The organism is Streptomyces sp. NPDC020801 (genome assembly GCF_044334385.1).
GTDB lineage: Bacteria > Actinomycetota > Actinomycetes > Streptomycetales > Streptomycetaceae > Streptomyces.
The window spans coordinates 499,516-520,777 of record NZ_JBIRST010000002.1; the positions used below are offsets into that span (position 1 = coordinate 499,516).

17 protein-coding genes and 1 pseudogene are annotated in these 21,262 nt (G+C 70.2%); 11 read left to right on the forward strand and 7 right to left on the reverse strand.

What is annotated here, in order from left to right; all coding sequences use genetic code 11:
- Positions 1-50: 50 nt before the first annotated feature.
- Entirely contained in the window at positions 51-1,622 is a 1,572-nt protein-coding gene (locus ACH4UM_RS07160; RefSeq protein WP_398174808.1) for a trypsin-like serine protease, read from the reverse strand.
- A 59-nt stretch (positions 1,623-1,681) separates the two neighbouring features.
- Complete coding sequence (locus ACH4UM_RS07165; RefSeq protein ID WP_398174811.1) at positions 1,682-2,053, reverse strand: hypothetical protein; 372 nt, start codon at positions 2,051-2,053, stop codon at positions 1,682-1,684.
- A gap of 385 nt (positions 2,054-2,438) precedes the next feature.
- Here ACH4UM_RS07165 and ACH4UM_RS07170 point away from each other — a divergent pair, with 385 nt between their 5' ends.
- The 3 genes from ACH4UM_RS07170 to ACH4UM_RS07180 all read left to right on the forward strand — a co-directional run bounded on the left by ACH4UM_RS07170 (position 2,439) and on the right by ACH4UM_RS07180 (position 8,466).
- Positions 2,439-6,470, forward strand: coding sequence for a polymorphic toxin-type HINT domain-containing protein (locus tag ACH4UM_RS07170; RefSeq protein ID WP_398174814.1), 4,032 nt, complete (start codon positions 2,439-2,441; stop codon positions 6,468-6,470).
- 44 nt (positions 6,471-6,514) lie between these two features.
- Positions 6,515-6,754 carry a hypothetical protein gene (locus ACH4UM_RS07175; protein WP_398174817.1) on the forward strand — a complete coding sequence of 80 codons (240 nt, stop codon included), beginning with the start codon at positions 6,515-6,517 and terminating at the stop codon, positions 6,752-6,754.
- Positions 6,755-7,527: 773 nt separating this feature from the next.
- Positions 7,528-8,466: a dihydrodipicolinate synthase family protein gene (locus tag ACH4UM_RS07180; protein WP_398174820.1), complete on the forward strand. Its 939-nt coding sequence runs from the start codon at positions 7,528-7,530 to the stop codon at positions 8,464-8,466.
- 17 nt (positions 8,467-8,483) lie between these two features.
- On the opposite strand, the gene ACH4UM_RS07185 is transcribed toward ACH4UM_RS07180, so the two are convergent.
- The 4 genes and pseudogenes from ACH4UM_RS07185 to leuA form a co-directional block, all read right to left on the reverse strand.
- On the reverse strand, positions 8,484-8,810 hold the full coding sequence (locus ACH4UM_RS07185; protein ID WP_398174822.1) for a helix-turn-helix domain-containing protein: 327 nt from the start codon (positions 8,808-8,810) through the stop codon (positions 8,484-8,486).
- A pseudogene (locus ACH4UM_RS07190) lies at positions 8,807-9,186 on the reverse strand (type II toxin-antitoxin system RelE/ParE family toxin). The gene ACH4UM_RS07185 and the pseudogene ACH4UM_RS07190 overlap by 4 nt, the downstream one beginning before the upstream one ends.
- A 170-nt stretch (positions 9,187-9,356) precedes the next feature.
- Positions 9,357-10,055, reverse strand: a complete 699-nt coding sequence (locus ACH4UM_RS07195; RefSeq protein ID WP_398174825.1) for a TerB family tellurite resistance protein — start codon at positions 10,053-10,055, stop codon at positions 9,357-9,359.
- 184 nt (positions 10,056-10,239) lie between these two features.
- Complete coding sequence (gene leuA, locus ACH4UM_RS07200; protein WP_398174827.1) at positions 10,240-11,970, reverse strand: 2-isopropylmalate synthase; 1,731 nt, start codon at positions 11,968-11,970, stop codon at positions 10,240-10,242.
- 369 nt (positions 11,971-12,339) lie between these two features.
- Between leuA and ACH4UM_RS07205 the strand changes: the two genes are divergently transcribed.
- The 8 genes from ACH4UM_RS07205 to ACH4UM_RS07240 all read left to right on the forward strand — a co-directional run bounded on the left by ACH4UM_RS07205 (position 12,340) and on the right by ACH4UM_RS07240 (position 19,796).
- Positions 12,340-13,410: a M4 family metallopeptidase gene (locus ACH4UM_RS07205; RefSeq protein ID WP_398174831.1), complete on the forward strand. Its 1,071-nt coding sequence runs from the start codon at positions 12,340-12,342 to the stop codon at positions 13,408-13,410.
- Between the two features lie 55 nt (positions 13,411-13,465).
- Positions 13,466-13,732, forward strand: coding sequence for a protealysin inhibitor emfourin (locus ACH4UM_RS07210; protein WP_398174834.1), 267 nt, complete (start codon positions 13,466-13,468; stop codon positions 13,730-13,732).
- A gap of 57 nt (positions 13,733-13,789) precedes the next feature.
- A complete protein-coding gene (locus tag ACH4UM_RS07215; RefSeq protein ID WP_398174837.1) occupies positions 13,790-15,121 on the forward strand; it encodes a GH1 family beta-glucosidase in 1,332 nt (443 codons plus the stop codon).
- Entirely contained in the window at positions 15,118-16,380 is a 1,263-nt protein-coding gene (locus ACH4UM_RS07220) for an MFS transporter (protein WP_398174840.1), read from the forward strand. The genes ACH4UM_RS07215 and ACH4UM_RS07220 overlap by 4 nt, the downstream gene beginning before the upstream one ends.
- Positions 16,381-16,532: 152 nt before the next feature.
- Entirely contained in the window at positions 16,533-17,612 is a 1,080-nt protein-coding gene (locus ACH4UM_RS07225) for a PhoH family protein (protein WP_398174843.1), read from the forward strand.
- A 12-nt stretch (positions 17,613-17,624) separates the two neighbouring features.
- On the forward strand, positions 17,625-18,122 hold the full coding sequence (gene ybeY / locus ACH4UM_RS07230; protein WP_398174846.1) for an rRNA maturation RNase YbeY: 498 nt from the start codon (positions 17,625-17,627) through the stop codon (positions 18,120-18,122).
- Positions 18,123-18,129: 7 nt separating this feature from the next.
- Positions 18,130-19,440, forward strand: a complete 1,311-nt coding sequence (locus tag ACH4UM_RS07235) for a hemolysin family protein (protein ID WP_398174849.1) — start codon at positions 18,130-18,132, stop codon at positions 19,438-19,440.
- Positions 19,437-19,796 (forward strand): MmcQ/YjbR family DNA-binding protein, encoded by a 360-nt coding sequence (locus ACH4UM_RS07240; RefSeq protein ID WP_398174852.1) that lies wholly within the window; start codon positions 19,437-19,439, stop codon positions 19,794-19,796. The genes ACH4UM_RS07235 and ACH4UM_RS07240 overlap by 4 nt, the downstream gene beginning before the upstream one ends.
- Here ACH4UM_RS07240 and ACH4UM_RS07245 read toward each other — a convergent pair.
- Positions 19,758-21,245 (reverse strand): MFS transporter, encoded by a 1,488-nt coding sequence (locus ACH4UM_RS07245; protein WP_398174855.1) that lies wholly within the window; start codon positions 21,243-21,245, stop codon positions 19,758-19,760. The genes ACH4UM_RS07240 and ACH4UM_RS07245 overlap by 39 nt on opposite strands.
- Between the last annotated feature and the right edge of the window lie 17 nt (positions 21,246-21,262).

Below are 21,262 nucleotides of genomic sequence, written 5' to 3' on the forward strand. Positions count from 1 at the left end.
GCGGCGCGGCGACTATACAGAGCCGTGCAAGGCAGTCGTGGCGAAGCCGGTCAACTGGTCGGTGTGAGGCGGACTTCGTCGTGCAGGCCCTTGGCGTCGGCCCCGGGAAAGAGGGAGAGGTGTCCGTCGGCCCAGCGGACGAGGATGTCGTTCGCGGTGGTGTCGGTGGTGAAGGCGCCGGCGGTGACGACGGTGGCGTCGGCCCAGTTCGACTTGGCGGGCCGGATCTTGATCTCGCCGGGCAGGGCCTTGCCGGTGGTCAGGCCGGGGTAGACGGTGGTCTCGCCGTCGGTCCAGCGCACGAGCAGGTCGTCGGTGTTCTTGCCGGTGAAGGAGCCGGTGGTGAGCTGGTCGGCGTAGGTCCAGGTGTTGTTCTTGGCGACGATCTGGGTCTGCTTCTTCAGCCCGTTGGCGGCCAGATCGGCGAAGAGGGAGACGTGGCCGTCCTTCCAGTCGACGAGCAGGTCGTCGCGGTGGCCGCCGGGGATGAAGCGGCTGGCGGTCAGGAGGCGGGCGTCGTCCTTCCAGGCGGCGGTCCTGGGCGGGGCGAGCTGCTGCTCGCCGTGGAAGCCCTTGGCGTCGACGGTGGTGTACTGGGTCATCTCGCCGTCGATCCAGCGCACCACGAGTCCGTCAGTGCCGGAGCCGGTGTTGACGCCGGTGATGGCCAGGGCCTTGGCCCAGATGCTCTTGGCGGCCGCGAGCCGGTATTCGGCGGCGAAGGGGTGGGCGGGGTCGTTGCTCTGGCCGCCCTGGTAGAGGGTGACCTCGCCGTCGTCCCAGCGCACGATCAGGTCCATGTGGCGGGAGCCGCCGGGCCGGCCGCCGGTGTAGTAGCCGGAGGTCATCTGTACGGCGTGCTTCCAGGGTGCACTGGCGAAGGCGGTGCCGTAGGCGATCTGCTGCACCCAGCCGGCCAGGTCGTCGATCCGGGCGGCCACCGCCCCGGTGCGGGTCTCGGCCGGGTCGGTGCCCAGGCAGCCGCCCTGCCCAGACAGGCTGTTGACGCCCAGGACCGCGCTGTGGCCGCCGGCGGTGGTCAGTGCGGGGCCGCCGGTGTCGCCCTTGCAGATCGCGGCGCCATCGGACTTGGCCGCCAGGTCCATGGTGGTGGCGTTCAGGTTCTGGACGGTGAAGGTGGCCGCGTGGACCTGGTCGGGCACCCACTCCTCCCGGGTGCGCCCGAATCCGGCGGCCTGGATCTCGTCCCCGGCAGCGGGCGCGGCGTCGGCCACCGGGATCGGGGTGATGCCGCTGGCCGGTTTGGCCAGTTGGGCCATCACCACGTCACGGTCGGTGCGGGGAACGAGGTTTGTCACCTGCTGGGCGGTGCCGCCGAGGGTGGCGGTCGTCCTCAGCTTGGGCGCGCCGGGGGTGAGGGTGCCGCCGGGGGTGTCGGTGAAGCAGCTCGCGGCGGTCAGCAGCCACTGCGGGGCGACCAGCACGGCCGAGCAGCCGCGCTGCCCGCCGATGTCGAGCCGGGCGGTGGCCGCGGAAACGGCGTCGGGGGCCTGTGGGCCGGAGACGGCTGTCGCGGGAGCCGCCGAGAGGGTGAGGGCGGCGAGCGTCGCGGCGGCGGCCAGGCCGCCGGTCCGCGCGGAGCGCGGACGAAGGGCAGACATGAGGTTCCTTGCAAATGTGAGGGGTTGGAAAGAGTCGGGCGGTGCGGTCGGGCCGGTACTCAGCCGGTGACGCGGAGCTCGACGAGGACGGATCGCTTGCTGGTGTCGCCCGCCTCGCCGACCGGCGTGTAGTCGTTCTTGGCGGCGTTGACGACGGTCTGCTTGCCGTCCGTGGTGAGCGTGGCCCGGACCGGGTGATCCTGGGTCCAGATGCCGTAGGCGTCGGGGAGTTCCATGGTCAGGTACCCCTGCTTGCCGCTGACCTTGAAGCAGTAGTACATGCCCGCGGTGCGGGACTCGACCTTGATGTCGAAGGCCGAGGCGCAGTCGGTGAGCATGATGTGACCGTCACCGCGTTTCAGGGTGATCTTACGTTCCGCCTGGATCTTGGCCGCTCCGGGATAGTCGAACGTCTCGACCGCGGACGGCATTCGGGCGTCGCCGGGCCCGGGTTCGGCCGGAGCGCCCCCAACAGCTGATGCCAATGTGACAAAACCCACGGAACTTACGACAGCCGCCACAGCTCCAACAACAAGGGTCCTTCCGGTGCGAGACGTCATCACGAGTTCCTTCCGGTCAATGAGTGCTTGATCATCCCCAATGGGTCGCATCAGTGAAGCATATGTAAGGTGATCGTGAAGCACCCCCCAACTCCTCCACGAATCAACCTAGTTGCTGCCCTGCCGCGCCCAGCCTCGCCTGACCAGCGAATTGCATGCGCAAGTTTCGTTCGCTGGTGACGAGACGGACGCGTGGCTGGGCAGTGGTCACCGCCACGGGATGTCGTGGAGCCCATCAGGCACAAAAGGACTTCACATGAGAAAGCGCTGGCGCCCCGTGGGGGCGTCGCACGGCCGGGCCGTTGAGCCCAGACGGGCCCGGACCCGCACCGCCTTGCGCGGTGCAACCACCGCACTGCTGCCGCTCACTCTGGCGGCGGGACTCCTCGGGGCCTCGCCGGCCAGGGCGGCGGACGACGACTCGGACTTCTCCCTCGACCGCGGGCTTGTGGTCGAGTACTGGCGCGACGGTGGCAGCGGTGTCAAGGAAGCCGCTGAGCGGGCGCTGCTCGGCGGGGACGACGAGATCCGGGCGTTCATCCATGACCAGCCTGCTCTTCAGGCGGTCGATGACCGGGTGGACGTGAGCCGGATCATCAATGCCGGTGGTCCGGCGGTGCGGGAGGCGGCGAAGACCGCTCTTGCGTCGCAGAGCCCGGACGATGTGACCGCGTTCCTGCGGGGCGGCTGGAAGGCTCCCCTGGAGCAGGACCAGCGCGTCGAGGCATCAAGGGTCATCAACCTCGGCGGCCCCGGGGTGCAGGACGCGGGCAAGGCAGCACTCAAGGGATCCCCCGAGGACGTGGCGAAGTTCCTCGCGGAGGGCCAGTACACGGCGCGCGAGACGGACAACCGGGTCCAGGTCTCCCAGCTGATCGGCTCGGGTGGTCCGGCGATGAAGGCGGCCGGGAAGGTTGCGCTGCAGGGAACGCCGGAGGACATCGTCGAGTTCCTGGAGGTCGGGCAGTTCACTGCGCGCGACCGTGACCAGGAGCATGCCACGATCGCGCAGCTGACCGAGCAGGCCAAACAGGCCGGCGCGCAGGCCGATGACGCCACGAAGGCGGCGCAGGAGGCGTCGGCCAAGGCGGTCGCCGCCGCCGCGCTGGCCAAGGCGGCGGCGCAGACGGCCGCGAAGGAGACCGCGGCGGCGAAGAACGACTCGTTCAGGGCCGCGGCCAAGGCCCGTCAGGCGGCGGATGCGGCACGGGCCGCGGCCGAGGCGGCGCAGACGGCGATCGGCGCGGCGAACGCCGCCGACCGTTCGGCGCGTATCGCGGCGCTGGCCGCCGCGCAGACCGCGGCCGCGGCGACCGCTGCCGCCAACGCGGCCGGAGCCGCCTACAAGGCCGCCGCCGATGCGGCCAGTGACAAGAACAAGGCAGACTCTGCCCGGGACTCCGCCAAGCAGGCGCGGGCTGCCGGTGCCCTGGCGAAGTCGTCGGCGGCTGCCGCGGAGCAGGCCGGCAGAGCTTCTCTGGCCGCCGGTGCTGCCGCGAAGGCGTCGCTGAGTGCGACCGGCGACGCGAACGCGGCCGCGGATGCGGCCGACGACGCCAACCGTGCCGCGGATGCCGCGGGTGTCCACTCCGGCGAGGCGCAGGCCGCCGCGGCCGAGACGCGGCGCCACGCCCGTGAGGCGAACCGGGCGGCGAACGCGGCCGAGGCCCTGGCCGGCGAGTCCGCCCAGGCCGCCTATGACGCGCGGGACGCGGCGAACTCCGCGGCCACGCACGCCGAGAACGCGGCGGATGCCGCGGAGGAGGCCGCCAAGCAGGCGGGGAAGGCCACGAACGCGGCCAACGAGGCGGCCAAGCAGGCCGCCAAGGCCAAGGAGGCCGCCGACACCGCCACCACGGCGGCCGCCACCGCGCACAAGGTGTTCACCATCGCCCGCAAGAGCGAGGTCGAGGACCTGGCGACACGGACAGGCGCGGCGATGGAGACGGCCCAGTCGCAGAAGGACGCCGCCGACGCCTTCACCTCCCAGCTGGCCAAGGTCGCCTTGGAGGACAAGCAGATCGGCGAGGACACCGCCGCCCTCGCGGCCGAGGCCGACAAGTCCGGAGCCGACACCAAGGACATCGCCGTCAAGGGCCGCGCCGTGGCCCTGCGAGCCCTGAAGCAGTACGGAGCCTGGCGGCAGGAAGCCGCCGCCCAGGCCCTCTCCGGTGACGACAGCGCGGTCCTGGACTACCTGCGCACCGGCGCCAAGCAGGCGGAGACGGACGAGATCCGCCAGCAGGTCACCGACCTCGCCGCGACCAGCCCGTACGAGAGCGTCCGCACCGGTGCCACGGAGGCCCTGGGCGGCAGTGACCAGCAGATCCGGGACTTCTACACCACCGGCCAGTACACGGTGGCCACCGCCGACTACCGGGTGCTCGTCTCCCAGATCAACAACGCCGACGGCCCGGCGGTCAAGGACGCCTCCAAGGCGGCCCTCGCCGACGGCAGCCCGAATGCGATGCGGCAGTTCCTGAACGGCGGCCAGTATCAGGCCCGCAACCAGGACGAGCGGGTGCTGGCCTCCAAGCTGGTCAACGACGGCGGACCGGAGGTGCAGGCGGCCGCGAAGATCGCACTGACCGGCCCCGCCGACCAGCTCCACGACTTCATCCAGGTCGGCCAGTACATGGCCGACCGCAAGGACAAACTCGCCCAGACCCACACCGCGCAGATGCAACGCCTCCTCAACGAGGCCGACGGCATCGCAGCCTCCGCGCGCAAGGACAGCTGGCTGGCGGCCAAGGCCGCCGCGACCGCCAAGAACGCCAAGGACGAAGCGAACAAGGCAGCCGCCCAGGCGCAGAAGAGCGCCGACCAGGCAGGCAAGTACGCCGCCGACGCCAAGAAGTCCGCCGACCAGGCACAGGACAGCGCCAACCAGGCGGCCACCTCGGCGAAGACCGCCCGCAACGCCTCCGACCGAGCCGACCAGGACGCCGCCGACGCCGACGAATCGGCATCCCAGGCGGAATGGTCCGCAACCTACGCACGGGACACTGCCTCCGCCGCGACATACGCGGCCGACGACGCTCGGGCGGACGCCACTGCGGCGGGCAAGAGCGCCGCGGAGGCCAACACCGAGGCATCCAAGGCCTGGTCGGATGTGGTGACCAAGCGCCGGGCCGAAGAGGCCGCGGCCCGGAAACAGGCCGAAGACGAGCGCAAGCAGCAGCGCGAGAAGGAGAAGCAGGACAAGAGCAGGAAGCGCTGCATCGCCTACATGTCCCGGGACAGTCTCCCGCCGTGTGCGCTGGCCGGCCAGACCCTCGAACTGCCCCAGGCATCCCCCGACCTGGCCAAGCTCCTGCTCAAAGGCGGCATGGAGGTCCTCGGCGTCAACGACCTTTTGGACTGCGCGAAAGATCCCACACTCGGCCAGTGCACCCTCGCCGTCGCCGGTGTCCTCCCGATCGGCAAGCTGAAGCTGCTCAAGAAGGCCGCCGAGGGAGTCGAGGACATCGCGGAGGGCTCCCGCGCAGTGAAAGCCGCGGAGAGGTGCTTCCAATGCTTCCTCGCCGGCACCAAGGTCCTCATGGCGGACGGTGCGACGAAGAACATCGAATCCGTCAAGATCGGCGACTCGGTCATCGCCACCGACCCCTTGACCGGAGTCACCGGGGCTCGGGCGGTGACACGCCGGATCGTCACCGAGCACGACAAGCGATTCGACGAACTGACCCTGAGCACCCGCCGTGGCACCGAACACCTCACCGCCACCAACGAGCACCCCTTCTGGTCACCCTCCTCCGGAACCTGGGTGAAGGCCGGGAACCTGCGGGCAGGAGCGACCCTCCGGACCGTCGACGGCAGCACCGTCACCGTCCGGCACAACCGCTCGTTCGAGGGGACCGCCCGGACATACAACCTCACCATTGCCGACCTGCACACGTACTATGTGCTGGCAGGGCAGACCCCGGTCCTCGTTCACAACAGCGGGCCGGGGTGCGGAACGAAGTGGATGTCGTCCGACAAACTTCCACATCACTACATGCGGACCAGCGACAAGGGTGTCATGCATGCCGAGGACTTCGGCATAAAGGGCCCTTACAACAAGGCAAACGGGCAAAAGTTCATTCGTGCAGTTGAACAGTTCGTGAAGAATCCAAATACGCGACAAATTCAGGGCACCTTCAGAGGGCAGCCAGCCATTCACTACGTAGACGACACCGGGCTGCATGCATCGTTTGCAGCGAGTGGCCCTAATGTCGGGGAGTATCTCGGCGGGTGGAAATCCTACGGCGATCAGCTAACCTACTTGCTGCAAGATGGCAAGCTCTAGCAAGAGGGCATAGCATGTAAGTCGCGATCCGAGGAGAGGGTCTCGTGAAGTTTGAATTGACGGACGACCAAGCGCTGGTTTTGTCGGACTGGATGAACCGCTTCATGCATCGAGAAGAATTCTCGGCGCTTGTCGACGATCGCGCCGTCTGGTCTGCCCTGTTCAGGATCAGCGGGGCGTTGGAGACGCAACTCTCATCGATCTTCGATTCCTCCTACTCTGACCGGTTGGAAGCGGCACGTCAGCGACTGATCGGCGAGCTTGGGGAATTCGGCGACCAGTAAGTTGCTGTCATACGCCGACAGCTTTCAGCACGCGGCGTGCAGCGTGCGGTAATGGCAGTGGACAGCGACAGGGTGGTACCTCTTCGAGGTCACCACCCTGCTCTGGTAATAGGTAATTTTTGTGCCGCACGGGACGCTGCCAGTATCCTTTTTCGCGGGAATGATCGATGCCGTGGAATACATTCGTGCGGAATCTGGAAAGCGCAGGGGCTTCAGGTCCTGAACGACGCCGCTGATGCCCTCCTAGATTCCTGCAGGGCACACGGATGGGACGATAACAGGCGGCGGTCGAGGCCCGTGAGAACACGCCAGCCAAACCGGCAAGTACACCCGGCATGATGTCGGGAAGATCTCGGGAGGAGGGTAGGATGAGCCGAAGGCCTCTGCATGCGCTCGCATCCAGGTTCGCTGCGGATGGGACAGCGGAACACGAGGAAGTGTTTCGAAAACTGCGTGAGCTCGGAACGTCTCCGATCGAGTCGGTCTACGTGGCCTCTCGAATTCTTGGCCTGTCCTTGCCGGAAGCGAACTTCGCTCTTTACGAGAGCTCATCATGGCGAGATCAGTATGAGAGGTGGCAGGGAATTCAGTCCTCCCTCGGCGACGGCTCGAACTCGTAGACGACCGGTCCGCTAGCGGGACGAACAGCTCCCGCTTGCGCACCTGAGCCATGGCAGGCGCAGAAGCCTGCCGCGGAGCGGCGCGGCGGCTATACAGAGCAGTGCAAGGAGCATGGCAGTCGTAGAGCGAACCGCCGCATCCAGGGAGCCCTCATGACCTTCCCCGCCCCGCTGACCGGTGTCGTCCCGCCCGTCTGCACGCCCCTGACCGAGGACCGCGAGGTGGACGTGCCCTCGTTGCTGCGGCTGGTCGACCATCTGGTGGCGGGCGGCGTGCACGGGCTGTTCGTGCTCGGCTCGACCTCGGAGGCGGCGTTCCTGACGGACCGGCAGCGGCGGCGGGTGGTGGAGGCGGTGGTGTCCCATCTCGGCGGGCAGCTGCCCGTCCTCGCCGGGGCCATCGACATGACCACCGCCCGGGTGCTCGACCACGTCGCCGCCGTCACCTCGGCGGGCGCGCAGGCCGTCGTCGTCACCGCGCCCTTCTACGCCCGCGCCCACCACCCCGCGGAGATCGCCCGCCACTACCGGCGTGTCGCGGCCGGCAGCCCGGTCCCGCTCCTCGCCTACGACATCCCGGTCTCGGTGCCCGCCAGACTTCCCGCCGCCCTGGTCCTGGAGCTGGCCGCCGAGGGTGTCCTGGCGGGGCTGAAGGACTCCAGCGGTGATCTGGGCGGCTTCCGGGAGGTCGTCACCGGCGCCCGTACCGACCCGGCCACCGCCACCTTCAGCGTGCTGACCGGCTCCGAACTGATCACGGACGCCGCCCTCGCCGTGGGCGCCGACGGGGCCGTGCCGGGCCTCGCCAACGTCGACCCGCACGGCTACGTGCGCCTGTACCGCCTCGCCCGGGCGGGCGACTGGGACGGCGCCCGGGCCGAGCAGGAGCGTCTGTGCGCGCTGTTCGCGATGACCGGCGCCGGCGACCGGGGCCGGATGGGCGCGGGTTCCTCGGCGCTCGGCGCCTTCAAGGCGGCCCTGCACCTGCGCGGCGTCATCGACTGCCCGGCCACGGCGGAACCGCAGATCCCGCTGTCGGCGGGCGAGGTGGAGCGGGTGGGGAAGTTCCTGGCGGGGGCCGGGCTGCTCTAGGCGCCCGCCTCGGCGGGTCAACCGACCTTGCGCAGCTCTCCGTCGGCGAAGACCGCGACCATCACGAGGCTGCCTCCCAGCGCCTCCACGTAGCGGGCCATGACATCCGTTCCGGACACCTGGCCACTCTCGATCTGTGAGACACGGCCTTTGCTCACGCCCATGCGCTCGGCCACCTGTGCCTGGGTGTATCCCCGTTCCTGGCGCATCTCGACCAGCCGCCACGCCCGGGCTTCGGCCAGAAGGTGCTCGGCTCCCCGAAGGAATGCATCCCGGCCGCCGGCCAGTTCCTCCGCACGCTCGCGGTGGCCGCCGGTACCCGACCATGCGGTGTATCCGCTCACTTCCCCGACTCCTTTTTCCGATCGGCCAGGTACTCCGCATAACGGCGCTCGGCCATGGGGATCGCCTCGTCGTACCAAGTGCTCCAGTTGCCGCCCTTGTCCCCTGCCACGAGCAGGATCGCGGAGCGCCAGGGGTCGAACATGAAGAGATCCGTACCTCACTTCGCCCTGTCGACCCAGGACGCAATTCCTTGAGATTGTGCAGGGCCGATCCCTTGATGCGATCGACCAGGGGACGGCCTTCGGCGGGACCGTGGCAGGCAAGAACCCAGATGGCCTGGTTCACGAGCACGTACGTGTCCGAATCGGCCTTCTCCAGATCGTGCAACCACTGATCCACCTCGGTCGTCAGGTAGACGTCCCACTGCTCTTCCAACCCTCGGCCCTCCCCGCGAGTTTAGCATTCACTAAACCTCGCGCCGGCCGATGATGTGGAAACACCCGCAGCTCTTCATCCGAACGGAGGCGATTGCACAGGAAAGCTGACGCGGCCCCCACCGGATCCGGTCCGTGGCCCGGCAACCGGTCGGTCCCGGCCCTGACGCGTCACGACGGCGTCCGCGCCGCCGCCAGCAACCGGGTCACGTCGCCCGCGCAGATCGTCAGCGCCGCGCCCACCGTGGTGAGGGCGTCGCGCTCGGCGGGGGTGTAGGGGCCGTCGGCCAGGGCGATGCGGGCGGCCTGCAGGAGGATCGACTCGCGGCCGGCCGGGGCGAGGTGCGGGGCCAGCGGGTCGAGGGCCTCGTGCAGCTCTATGGCCAGACCCGCCGTGCACGGCTGGTCCTCGCAGACCCGCCCGGTGTCCGCGGCCAGCGCCTCGACCAGGGCGGCCAGCTGCTCCTCGGTGCACTCGGCGAAACCGGCCGTGCGGACGGCCGTGGCGGCGGTCTCCAGGGCCGTACGGGAGCAGGTGCCGCCCGCGGACAGCACCGCCAGGGCGACGGTGTGCACGGCGTCGCGGAGCATCGCGGAGAAGCGGGTGGTGGTCGGGTGGTCCAGGACGTCGGTGCCGAAGTGGCCGCCGCAGGCGGCGCACTCGACGACCGGCCCGGTCGCCCCGCGCGGCAGCAGGGGCACACCGAGGACGGTGAAGCGCCGGCGGCCACTCAGCCGCTGGTAGTTGCGGTCGCCGCCGCAGCCGGGGCAGAAGAACTCGCCGTCGCCGACGGGCGTCCACGCCGTACGGGTGCCCAGCATGCGGGCAAGCCGGGTGGCACGGCCGTTTCGTCCCCGTACTGGCAGCACGTCGCACCTCCGTAACCCCGCGGCAACATCGCCGCGCTGGCGTGATGTTAGCCACAGAGTTGAGGTGGAGTCAGTACCCCGGACGAGACCTTTCCGTGACCTCTCGGGCCCGATGGCCGGTATACGACGGGGCCCCGGCCGCCCTCCTGGACGGCCGGGGCCCCGAAAGAGCCGGTCAGAGCGGTCAGCGGGCGGCCCGGTTGACGGCCGAGACGACCGCCTTCAGCGACGCACGTGTCGTGTTCGCGTCGATGCCGATTCCCCACAGAACCTTGTCGTCGATCACGCATTCGATGTAGGAGGCGGCCTGCGCGGAGGCGCCCTCGCTCATCGTGTGCTCCTGGTAGTCCAGCAGGCGTACGTCCACACCGATGGACTGCAGGGCGTCGAAGAACGCCGAGATCGGACCGTTGCCGGAGCCGGTCAGGACGGTGTCCTCGCCGTCGACGGTGGCCTCGACGGTCAGCGTGTCCACACCGTCGGTGTCGGTCGTCGACTGGCCGGTCCTGACCTGGATCCGGCCCCACGGGTTGTCCGGGTTCGGCAGGTACTCGTCCTGGAAGACCGCCCAGATCTCCTTCGGCGTGATCTCGCCGCCCTCGGCGTCCGTCTTCGCCTGGATGATCCTGGAGAACTCGATCTGCATCCGGCGCGGCAGGTCCAGCTTGTGGTCGTTCTTCAGGACGTAGGAGACACCGCCCTTGCCGGACTGCGAGTTGACGCGGATGACGGCCTCGTAGGAGCGGCCGACGTCCTTGGGGTCGATGGGCAGGTACGGCACCGCCCACTCGATGTCGTCGACGGTGACGCCCTTCGCGGCCGCGTCGGCCTCCATGGCGTCGAAGCCCTTCTTGATGGCGTCCTGGTGGGAGCCGGAGAAGGACGTGTAGACCAGGTCGCCCACGTACGGGTGGCGCGGGTGGACCTCCATCTGGTTGCAGTACTCCCACGTGCGGCGGATCTCGTCGATGTCGGAGAAGTCGATCTGCGGGTCGACACCCTGCGAGAACAGGTTCATGCCCAGGGTGACCAGGTCGACGTTGCCGGTGCGCTCGCCCTGGCCGAACAGACAGCCCTCGACGCGGTCGGCGCCGGCCATCAGCGCCAGCTCCGCGGCCGCCACGGCCGTACCGCGGTCGTTGTGCGGGTGGACGGACAGGCAGACGAACTCGCGGCGTGACAGGTTGCGGTGCATCCACTCGAACCGGTCCGCGTGCGTGGACGGCGTCGAACGCTCCACGGTGGCGGGCAGGTTGAGGATGATCTCGCGGCCCGGGCCCGGCTGGTAGACGTCCATCACCGCCTCGCAGACCTCCAGCGCGAAGTCCAGCTCGGTGTCGGTGAAGATCTCGGGGCTGTACTGGTAGCCGAACGTCGTGCCGTCGGCCTCCGGGCCCAGCAGCTTCTCGGCGTACTCCATCACCAGGCGGGTGCCGTCGACGGCGATCTGCTTGATCTCGTCCTTGGAGCCGCGGAAGACGACCCGGCGGAAGACCGGGGCGGTGGCGTTGTAGAGGTGCACCGTGGCGCGGCGGGCGCCCTTCAGGGACTCCACGGTCCGCTCGATCAGGTCCTCGCGGGCCTGGGTCAGCACGGAGATGGTGACGTCCTCGGGGATCGCGCCCTCCTCCTCGATGATCGAGCGCACGAAGTCGAAGTCGGTCTGGCCGGAGGCCGGGAAGCCGACCTCGATCTCCTTGTAGCCCATCTTGACCAGCTGGTCGAACATCCGGCGCTTGCGCTCGGGCGACATCGGGTCGATCAGGGCCTGGTTGCCGTCGCGCAGGTCGGTGGAGAGCCAGCGGGGGGCGACGGTGATCCGGTTGCCGGGCCAGGTGCGGTCCGGGATGTCGACCTGCTCGTAGCGGCCGTACTTGTGGATCGGCATGGAACTGGGCTGCTGGCGGTTCGCCATGGTTGCGTGGGCTCCTCGAGAAGTCCGCGGGTCCGCGGGTGCCGGAAGGACGGCCGACGGCGCAACGCCGAACTCCGCGGGGAGGGGGTCGGCCTCGACTACAGGCCCTCGCCGCGGCAGCTAAGGAGAAGCAGCCCGAAACGCATGATGCTCCGCAGCCTAGCCGAGCCGCGCCGGATGCGCGGGCCCGTTCCAGTATGCGAAACCAGCGTGATGAATTTGAGCGAAACGGACAAAAAGTGTGCCATGTCACGCCGCGCAACCTTCTCTACCACTTGGCGACGGGGCGAAGGCCCCCTTGCCCCGATATTTCACCAATCATGGTTGCGGGTAGTGACATCGACATAACGCAGTGCAAAGGTGCCGGGCATGACGACCAACGGGGGCTTCGAGCCCGTCTTCTGTACCATCGTGCCGCCCCACGTCCTCGACCGCCTCGCGCGCCACGAGGACCCCGCGCTCGCCGACCCGGCGCGGCGCACCCTGGAACGCGACGCCTTCGAGCGCACCCACCGCAGGCTGACCACCGTCATCGGCGCGCCCGCCGTCGCCCCGCCCGCCGGCAAGCAGGACGAGCAGCCGCACCGCACCCTCTACGACGCCCGGCACGGCACCGGCCTGCCCGGGCACAAGGTCCGCGGGGAGGGACAGCAGCCCGGCAAGGACGCCACGGTCAACCGCGCCTACTCCGGCCTCGGCGCCACCTTCGAGCTGTACCTGAAGGCCTACGGGCGGGACTCCATCGACGGCAGCGGCCTGCCGCTGGACGCGACCGTGCACTACGGCGAGAAGTACAACAACGCCTTCTGGAACGGCGAGCAGATGGTGTTCGGCGACGGCGACGGCGAGATCTTCCTCGACTTCACCATCCCGGTCGACGTCATCGGCCACGAGCTGACCCACGGCGTCACCCAGCACACCGCCAACCTGACCTACTTCGGCCAGTCCGGCGCGCTCAACGAGTCGCTCTCCGACGTCTTCGGCTCGCTGATCAAGCAGTACGCCCTCGGCCAGACCGCCGCCGAGGCCGACTGGCTGATCGGCGCCGGACTGCTCGCCCCGCACGTCACCGGCACCGCCCTGCGCTCGATGAAGGCGCCCGGCACGGCCTACGACGACGACGCGCTCGGCAAGGACCCGCAGCCCGCCACCATGGACGACTACGTCCGCACCGGCAGCGACAACGGAGGCGTGCACATCAACTCCGGCATCCCCAACCACGCCTTCTACCTGGCCGCCGCCGCGCTCGGCGGCCACGCCTGGGAGAGGGCAGGGCAGGTCTGGTACGACGTGCTGACCGGCGGTGAGCTCAAGGATGACGCGCTCTTCGCCGACTTCGCGACGCTCACCGTGAAGGCGGCGCGCGAGCGGTACGGCGCCGGAGACGAACTCCAGGCCGTGCAGAAGGCCTGGGAACAGGTCGGGGTCCGGACGCTGTAGCGGTCGTCGCGATCGAAGCTGGGGTTCCGGGCGATTTGGTACTAGACAGGGACCCATGCTTATTCAGGTGAGGCGCACGGGCGGATTCGCGGGCATCGAGCGGCGGGCCGAGGTGGACACCTCGGGGCGGCCCGATGCCCACGAGTGGCAGGCCCTGGCCGAGAAGGCGGTGGCCGCCGGCCGGGGCACGCCCCCGGCCGGGGTCCCGGACGGCTTCGGCTACGAGATCACCGTGGACGGCAGGACCGTGTACGCGGCGGATCCGCAGCTCACGGAGGAACAGCGCAGGCTGATCTCCAAGGTGCTCGGGGAAGGGGCGTAACGCGCGGTCCGTGCCGGGGCGTTGACTTCTGTTACCGCGGGTACGGATGATCCGCGCATGGCGACTGACGCAGGCACTCCAGGTACGGCGATCCCCCGGTTCCCGGACGGCTTCCTGTGGGGCGTGTCCACCTCGGCGCACCAGATCGAGGGGGCGGCGGACGAGCGTGAGGCCTCCGTGTGGGACGCGTTCACGGCCGAGCCGGGCCGGGTCAAGGACGGCTCGACGGCGGCGGTCGCCTGCGACCACTACCACCGCTACCGCGAGGACGTCGCCCTGCTGGCCGGCCTCGGCGTGGACGCGTACCGCTTCTCGGTCTCCTGGCCCCGGGTGAACTCCCCCGGCGGCCTGGACTTCTACGACCGCCTGGTCGACGAGCTGTGCGCGGCCGGCGTGCGCCCGGTCCCCACCCTCTTCCACTGGGACCTGCCGGCGCGGCTGGACTGGCTGGAGCGGGACACGGCGGCGTGGTTCGCGGAGTACGTGTCGGTGGTCGCCGGCCGGCTCGGCGACCGCGTCACCCGATGGATCACGCTCAACGAACCCGCCGAGCACACCCTGCTGGGCCACGCGCTGGGCGTACACGCGCCCGGGAGGCAACTCCTCTTCGACGCGCTCCCGGTCGCCCACCACCAGCTCCTCGCCCACGGCCTGGCGGTCCGCGCGCTGCGCGCGGCCGGGGCCGGCGACATCGGCATCGCCAACTCCCACGGCCCGATCTGGCCGGCCTCGCCGGAGCAGGCGGACGTCGAGGCGGCGGACTTCTACGACGTACTGCTCAACCGCCTGTTCGCGGAGCCGCTGCTGCTCGGCGAGTACCCCTCGGGGCTCGGCGAGTTGATGCCGGGGGGCGCGGCGGGCGTCGAGTCGGACCTGGAGATCATCGCCGAGCCCGTCGACTGGTACGGCATCAACTACTACGCCCCGACCCGGGTGGGCGCCCCGCAGGGCACGGAGATCCGGTTCGGGGGCCTCACACTCCCCGCCGAACTCCCCTTCTCGGTGCGGGAGATCGAGGGCCGGCCGGTCACGGACTTCGGCTGGCCCGTGGTTCCGGAAGGGCTGACGGAACTGCTGACCGGCTTCCGCGACCGCTACGGCGAGCGCCTCCCGCCCGTCTTCATCACCGAGAACGGCTGCTCCTACGAGGGCCTGGAGGACCAGGACCGCATCGCCTACCTGGACGGCCACATCCGCGCCCTGCACCGGGCGCTGGCGGCGGGCGTGGACGTGCGCGGCTACTTCGTGTGGTCGCTCCTGGACAACTTCGAGTGGGCGGAGGGCTACGCGCGCCGCTTCGGGCTCGTACACGTGGACTACCGGACGCTGGTGCGGACGCCGAAGGCCTCGTACGCCTGGTTCCGGGACGTGCTGCGGGCCCAGAGATGACGCAGACCCGGCGGCCGTCGGACGCGAACGCGCTCGCCGAACCGGTCGAACCGGTCGGCCGCGGGTGGACGGCCGCGCTGTCGTTCGCCAACGGGGCGATCTGGGTGGGCTGGTACGGCCCGCTGCAGATCCTGCTCGCCTCGCAGGCGAAGGACTTCGCGCCCGGCACCGGCTTCTCCAAGGAGACCGTGCTGGCCTGGGTGACCGGCGCGGGCGCGGCGGTGTCGCTGGTGGCGAACCCGTTCTTCGGCGCGCTGTCGGACCGGACGACGGCGCGGTGGGGCCGGCGCACGCCGTGGATCGTGGCCGGGACGGCCGGCGGCGCGCTGTCGCTGCTGCTGCTCGCGGGTGCGGGCGGGGTGTGGTCGATGGCGGCCGGCTGGTGTCTGGTCCAGCTGACCCTGAACGCGGCCTTCGCGGCGGTGACGGCGGCGGTGCCGGACCGGGTGCCGCGCGGGCAGCGGGGCGTGGTGGGCGGCCGGCTGGGGGCGGCGCAGATCCTGGGCGTGGTCGGCGGGACGGCACTGGCCACCGTCGCGGGCGGCGTCCGGGCGGGGTACGCGGCCTGCGCGGTGTTCACGGTGCTGGGCGTGCTGCCGTACGTGCTCCGGTACGAAGACCTGCGGCTGCCGGCCGCGGACCGGCCGCCGTGGTCGTGGCGGGGATTCCTCGCGGGCTTCTGGCTCAGTCCGCGCCGGTACCCGGACCTGGGCTGGGCCTGGCTGACCCGCTTCCTGATCAACCTCAGCAACGCGCTGGTGCTCCTCTACCTCCTGTACTACCTGCGGGACCGCATCCACTACCGCGACCCCGGCCGGGGGGTGCTGGTCCTCACCGCGGTGAACGGGGTGACGCTGCTGGCCACGGTGGTGGCCGGGGGCGTGTGGTCGGACCGGGTGGGACGCAGGAAGCCGTTCGTGGTCTGGTCGGGGGTGCTGATGGCGGTGGCGACGGCGGCGCTGGCCGGCTGGCAGACCTGGCCGGGCGCGGTCGTGGCGGCGGCGGTGCTGGGCGTGGGGTTCGGCGTGTTCACCTCGGTCGACTTCGCCCTGATGACCGACGTCCTGCCCAGGGCGCTGGACCGGGGCAAGGACCTGGGGGTCATCAACGTGGCCAACGCCCTGCCGCAGGTGGCGGCGCCCGCGCTGGCGGCGCCGGTCGTGACCTATCTGGGCGGCTACCGGGTGCTGTATCTGGTGGCGGCGGCGATCGGGCTGGCGGGGGCGGTGCTGGTGGGCCGGATCAGGGGGGTGGAGTGAGGACGCGGCCGCCGGCGACCGCGCCGAGGGCGCTGTGGGCTCCGAAAAGCCCTACGGCGTTGTCACTCCCCCGTCGTACCCTGGGAAACGCGAGGCCGCCCTCAGCTGTGCGGCCGTGACGAGGAGGAACCGCAGGCCTTAAGCGCCGGCCCATGACTCAGACACCCGCAGCCAAGACCCCCGCGCAGGGGCAGGCGAGAGCACAGTTCACCGTCCCCGCCCAGCACCCCATGGTGACCGTGCTGGGGTCCGGCGACTCCCTTCTGCGCGTGATCGAGAAGGCCTTCCCCGGGGCCGACATCCACGTCCGGGGCAATGAGATCAGCGCGGTCGGTGAGCCGGCGGACGTCGCCCTGATCCAGCGCGTGTTCGACGAGATGATGCTGGTGCTCCGCACCGGGCAACCGATGACGGAGGACGCAGTGGAACGCTCGATCGCCATGCTCAAGGCGAGCGACAACGGGGAGGGCGACGGCCAGGAGACCCCGGCCGAGGTCCTGACGCAGAACATCCTGTCCTCGCGTGGCCGCACCATCCGCCCCAAGACGCTCAACCAGAAGCGGTACGTCGACGCGATCGACAAGCACACGGTGGTCTTCGGCATCGGCCCCGCCGGCACCGGCAAGACCTACCTGGCCATGGCCAAGGCGGTGCAGGCCCTGCAGTCCAAGCAGGTCAACCGCATCATCCTGACCCGCCCTGCGGTCGAGGCCGGAGAGCGCCTGGGCTTCCTGCCCGGCACGCTCTACGAGAAGATCGATCCCTATCTGCGCCCGCTGTACGACGCGCTGCACGACATGATCGACCCGGACTCGATCCCGCGGCTGATGGCGGCGGGGACCATCGAGGTGGCGCCGCTCGCCTACATGCGCGGCCGGACGCTCAATGACGCCTTCATCATCCTGGACGAGGCCCAGAACACCAGCCCCGAGCAGATGAAGATGTTCCTCACCCGGCTCGGCTTCGACTCGAAGATCGTGATCACGGGTGACGTGACCCAGGTGGACCTGCCGAACGGCACGAAGAGCGGTCTGCGCCAGGTCCAGGAGATCCTGGAGGGGGTCGAGGACGTCCACTTCTCCCGGCTGTCGTCGCACGACGTCGTACGGCACAAGCTCGTGGGCCGTATCGTCGACGCCTACGAGCTGTACGACAGCAGGCACGGCACCGAGAACGGCGCGCCCAGGAGCGGCGGTCACGGCAAGTCCGGCCACGGGCACAAGGGGAAGTAGACCAGCACGACCATGTCGATCGACGTCAACAACGAGTCCGGAACCGAGGTCGACGAGCAGGCGATCCTCGACATCGCCCGCTACGCACTCGCGCGGATGCGCATCCACCCGCTCTCCGAGCTCTCGGTGATCGTGGTGGACGCCGACGCCATGGAGCAGCTGCACATCCAGTGGATGGACCTGCCGGGGCCCACGGATGTCATGTCCTTTCCGATGGACGAGCTCCGGCCGCCCTCCAAGGACGACGACGAGCCCCCGCAGGGCCTGCTCGGCGACATCGTGCTGTGCCCCGAGGTCGCCGCGAAGCAGGGAGCCGAGGCGGAGACGCAGCACTCCATGGACGAGGAGCTCCAGCTGCTCACCGTCCACGGCGTGCTGCACCTGCTCGGCTACGACCACGAGGAGCCGGACGAGAAGGCCGAGATGTTCGGTCTGCAGGCCGCGATCGTGGACGGCTGGCGTGCGGAGCGGGGCCTGGACGGCCCGTCCCCGGCGCCGACCGTCTCGTAAACCGCCGATGAGTCCGCAGATCGTCATCGGGGCGATCGCGCTGGTCGTCGTCGCGTGGCTCGCCGCCTGCGCGGAGGCGGGGCTCGCGCGTGTCTCCAGCTTCCGTGCCGAGGAGGCGGTCAAGTCCGGCCGCCGGGGCAGCGCCAAGCTGGCCAAGGTCGCCGCCGACCCGACCCGCTATCTCAACGTGGCGCTGCTGGTGCGCGTGACGTGCGAGATGGCGGCGGCCGCGCTGGTGACGTACGCGTGTCTGGAGGAGTTCGCCGGCACGGGCGAGGCGCTGGTGGTCGCGATCGCGGTCATGGTCCTGGTCTCGTACGTCGCCGTCGGGGTCTCCCCGCGCACCATCGGCCGCCAGCACCCGCTGAACACCGCGACCGCGGCGGCGTACGTGCTGGTGCCGCTCGCGCGGATCATGGGCCCGATCCCGTCGCTGCTGATCCTCATCGGCAACGCGCTCACCCCGGGCAAGGGCTTCCGCCGCGGTCCGTTCGCCTCGGAGGCCGAACTGCGCGCACTGGTCGACCTGGCCGAGCAGGAGTCGCTGATCGAGGACGAGGAGCGCCGCATGGTGCACTCGGTCTTCGAACTCGGCGACACCCTCGTCCGGGAGGTGATGGTGCCGCGGACCGACCTCGTCGTCATCGAGCGGTACAAGACGATCCGCCAGGCCCTCACCCTGGCCCTGCGCTCCGGTTTCTCGCGCATCCCGGTCACCGGCGAGAGCGAGGACGACATCGTCGGCATCGTGTACCTGAAGGACCTGGCCCGCCGCACGCACATCAGCCGGGACGCCGAGAGCGACCTGGTGTCCACGGCGATGCGCCCGGCGGTCTTCGTGCCCGACACCAAGAACGCCGGCGACCTGCTGCGCGAGATGCAGAAGGAGCGCAACCACGTCGCCGTCGTCATCGACGAGTACGGCGGGACGGCCGGCATCGTCACCATCGAGGACATCCTCGAGGAGATCGTCGGCGAGATCACCGACGAGTACGACCGCGAGCTGCCCCCCGTCGAGGAGCTCGGCGACGACCGCTACCGCGTCACCGCCCGCCTGGACATCACCGACCTGGGTGAGCTGTACGGCCTGGAGGAGTACGACGACGAGGACGTGGAGACGGTCGGCGGGCTGCTCGCCAAGGCCCTGGGCCGGGTCCCCATCGCCGGGGCGTCGTCCATGGTCGAGCTGCCGGACGGCCGGGAGCTGCGGCTGACGGCGGAGGCCGCGGCCGGCCGCCGGAACAAGATCGTGACGGTGCTGGTGGAGCCGGTGGGCCCGGCCGGGCCGCCCGGGGAGGACGGGGAGGAGCCCGCGTGACGCCCCAGGAACTGCGCGCCCTGTGTCTGTCCTTCAACGCGGCCGTGGAGGACTTCCCCTTCAATCCGGAGACCTCGGTCTTCAAGGTCCAGGGCCGGCTCTTCGCACTCTCGGCCCTGGACGCGCGCCCCCTGAAGGTCAACCTCAAGTGCGACCCGGAGGACGCCGTACGGCTGCGCGCCGAGTACGAGGGCCTGATCGTCCCGGGCTGGCACATGAACAAGCGGCACTGGAACACGGTCACGGTCGGCGACGAGCTCCCGGACCGTCTGGTCCGGGAGCTGGTCGAGGACTCCTACGACCTGGTGGTGGCCGGTCTACCGCGGGCCGACCGGCTCCGCCTCGACCACCCCTGAGACCGTCCGCCGCACGCGCAGCCCCAGCCCTACCAGCACGGCCGCCGTGAGCAGGGCCGCCGCGTCCAGCGCCAGTACCGTGTGGACGCCCGACAGCAGGTCGTCGGAGGTGGTGGCGAGCACGCCCAGCAGCGGGATGCCGACCGTGATGCCGACCTGCTGGGTGGAGGTGACCAGACCGGTGGCCAGGCCCTGCTCCCCGTCCGGAACGCCGGAGGTGACGGTCAGGCCGTAGGAGATGATCGCGCCCAGGTGGCACACACCGGCCAGGCAGACCGCGGCCGTGGCGACCCAGACCGACCAGGTGTGGGCGTTCAGGAGCAGCAGCGCGGCGATGAGCGCGCCCTGTCCGGTCAGGGAGCCGACCAGCGTGCGGCGGGCGCCGAACCGGCCGATCACCCTCGGGGCGCAGGTGCCCGCGACCGCCGACAGCACGCCCTGGACACCGAAGACCAGGCCGGTCTCGAAGGCCGACAGGTGCAGGATCTCCTGGAGGTAGAGGGTCAGCACGAAGACCACCGTGGACATCGTCGAGAAGGTGACCAGGCCGCCCAGGTTGCCCCACGCGACCGTGCGGCGGCGCAGCATCGGCAGGGAGACCAGGGGTGCGGCCGAGCGGGACTCGACGACGGTGAACGCGGTCAGCAGCAGGAGGCCGGCGGCCAGCGCGACGATGACGCCGGTGTGGCCGAAGCCGTGGTCGGCGGCGGTGGACAGGGCGTAGATCAGCGACAGCAGACCGGCGGTGACGGTGACCGCGCCGGGCACGTCCAGGCGGGGGCGCTCAGGGGCGGGGGTGCCTGCCGCGCCGCCGTGGCCATGGGGAGCGGACCTGGGGAGCAGTCCGGGCGCCAGTGGCAGCACGATCAGCGCGAACACGGTGAGCAGACCCATCGTGGAGCGCCAGCCGAGGGCGTCGGTGAGGACGCCGCCGGCGACCATGCCGACGGTGAAGCCCAGGGACAGCAGGGTGCCCGAGATGCCGAGCGCGCGGTCGCGGGCGGGGCCCTCCGGGAAGGTGGTGGTCAGCAGGGACATGCCGGTCGGCACGATCGCCGCCGCGCCCAGGCCCTGCAGGGCCCGGCCGGTGAGGAAGGACGCCGGGTCCCAGGCGAGGGTGGCCAGCAGTGAGGCGGCGCCGAAGAGGGCCAGGCCGGTCAGGAAGAACTTCCGGCGGCCGTACAGGTCGCCGGTGCGGCCGAACAGCAGCAGGAAGCCGCCGGACGGGAGCGCGAACGCGGTGACCGCCCACTGCAGCGCGGACCGGCTCATGCCGAGGTCCGTGCCCAGCTCCGGCAGGGCCACGTTCAGCACGGAGAAGTCCAGGGCGACCATGAACTGGGCGGCGCACAGGACGAAGAGGACCAGCTTGTCGCGCGTCGACAGCCGTGGGTTGTCGAGCGGTTCCCGGACGGGGGCGTTGGATGAGGTGGTGGTGTCGATCGCCATGCAAGAGAGCTTCGTGC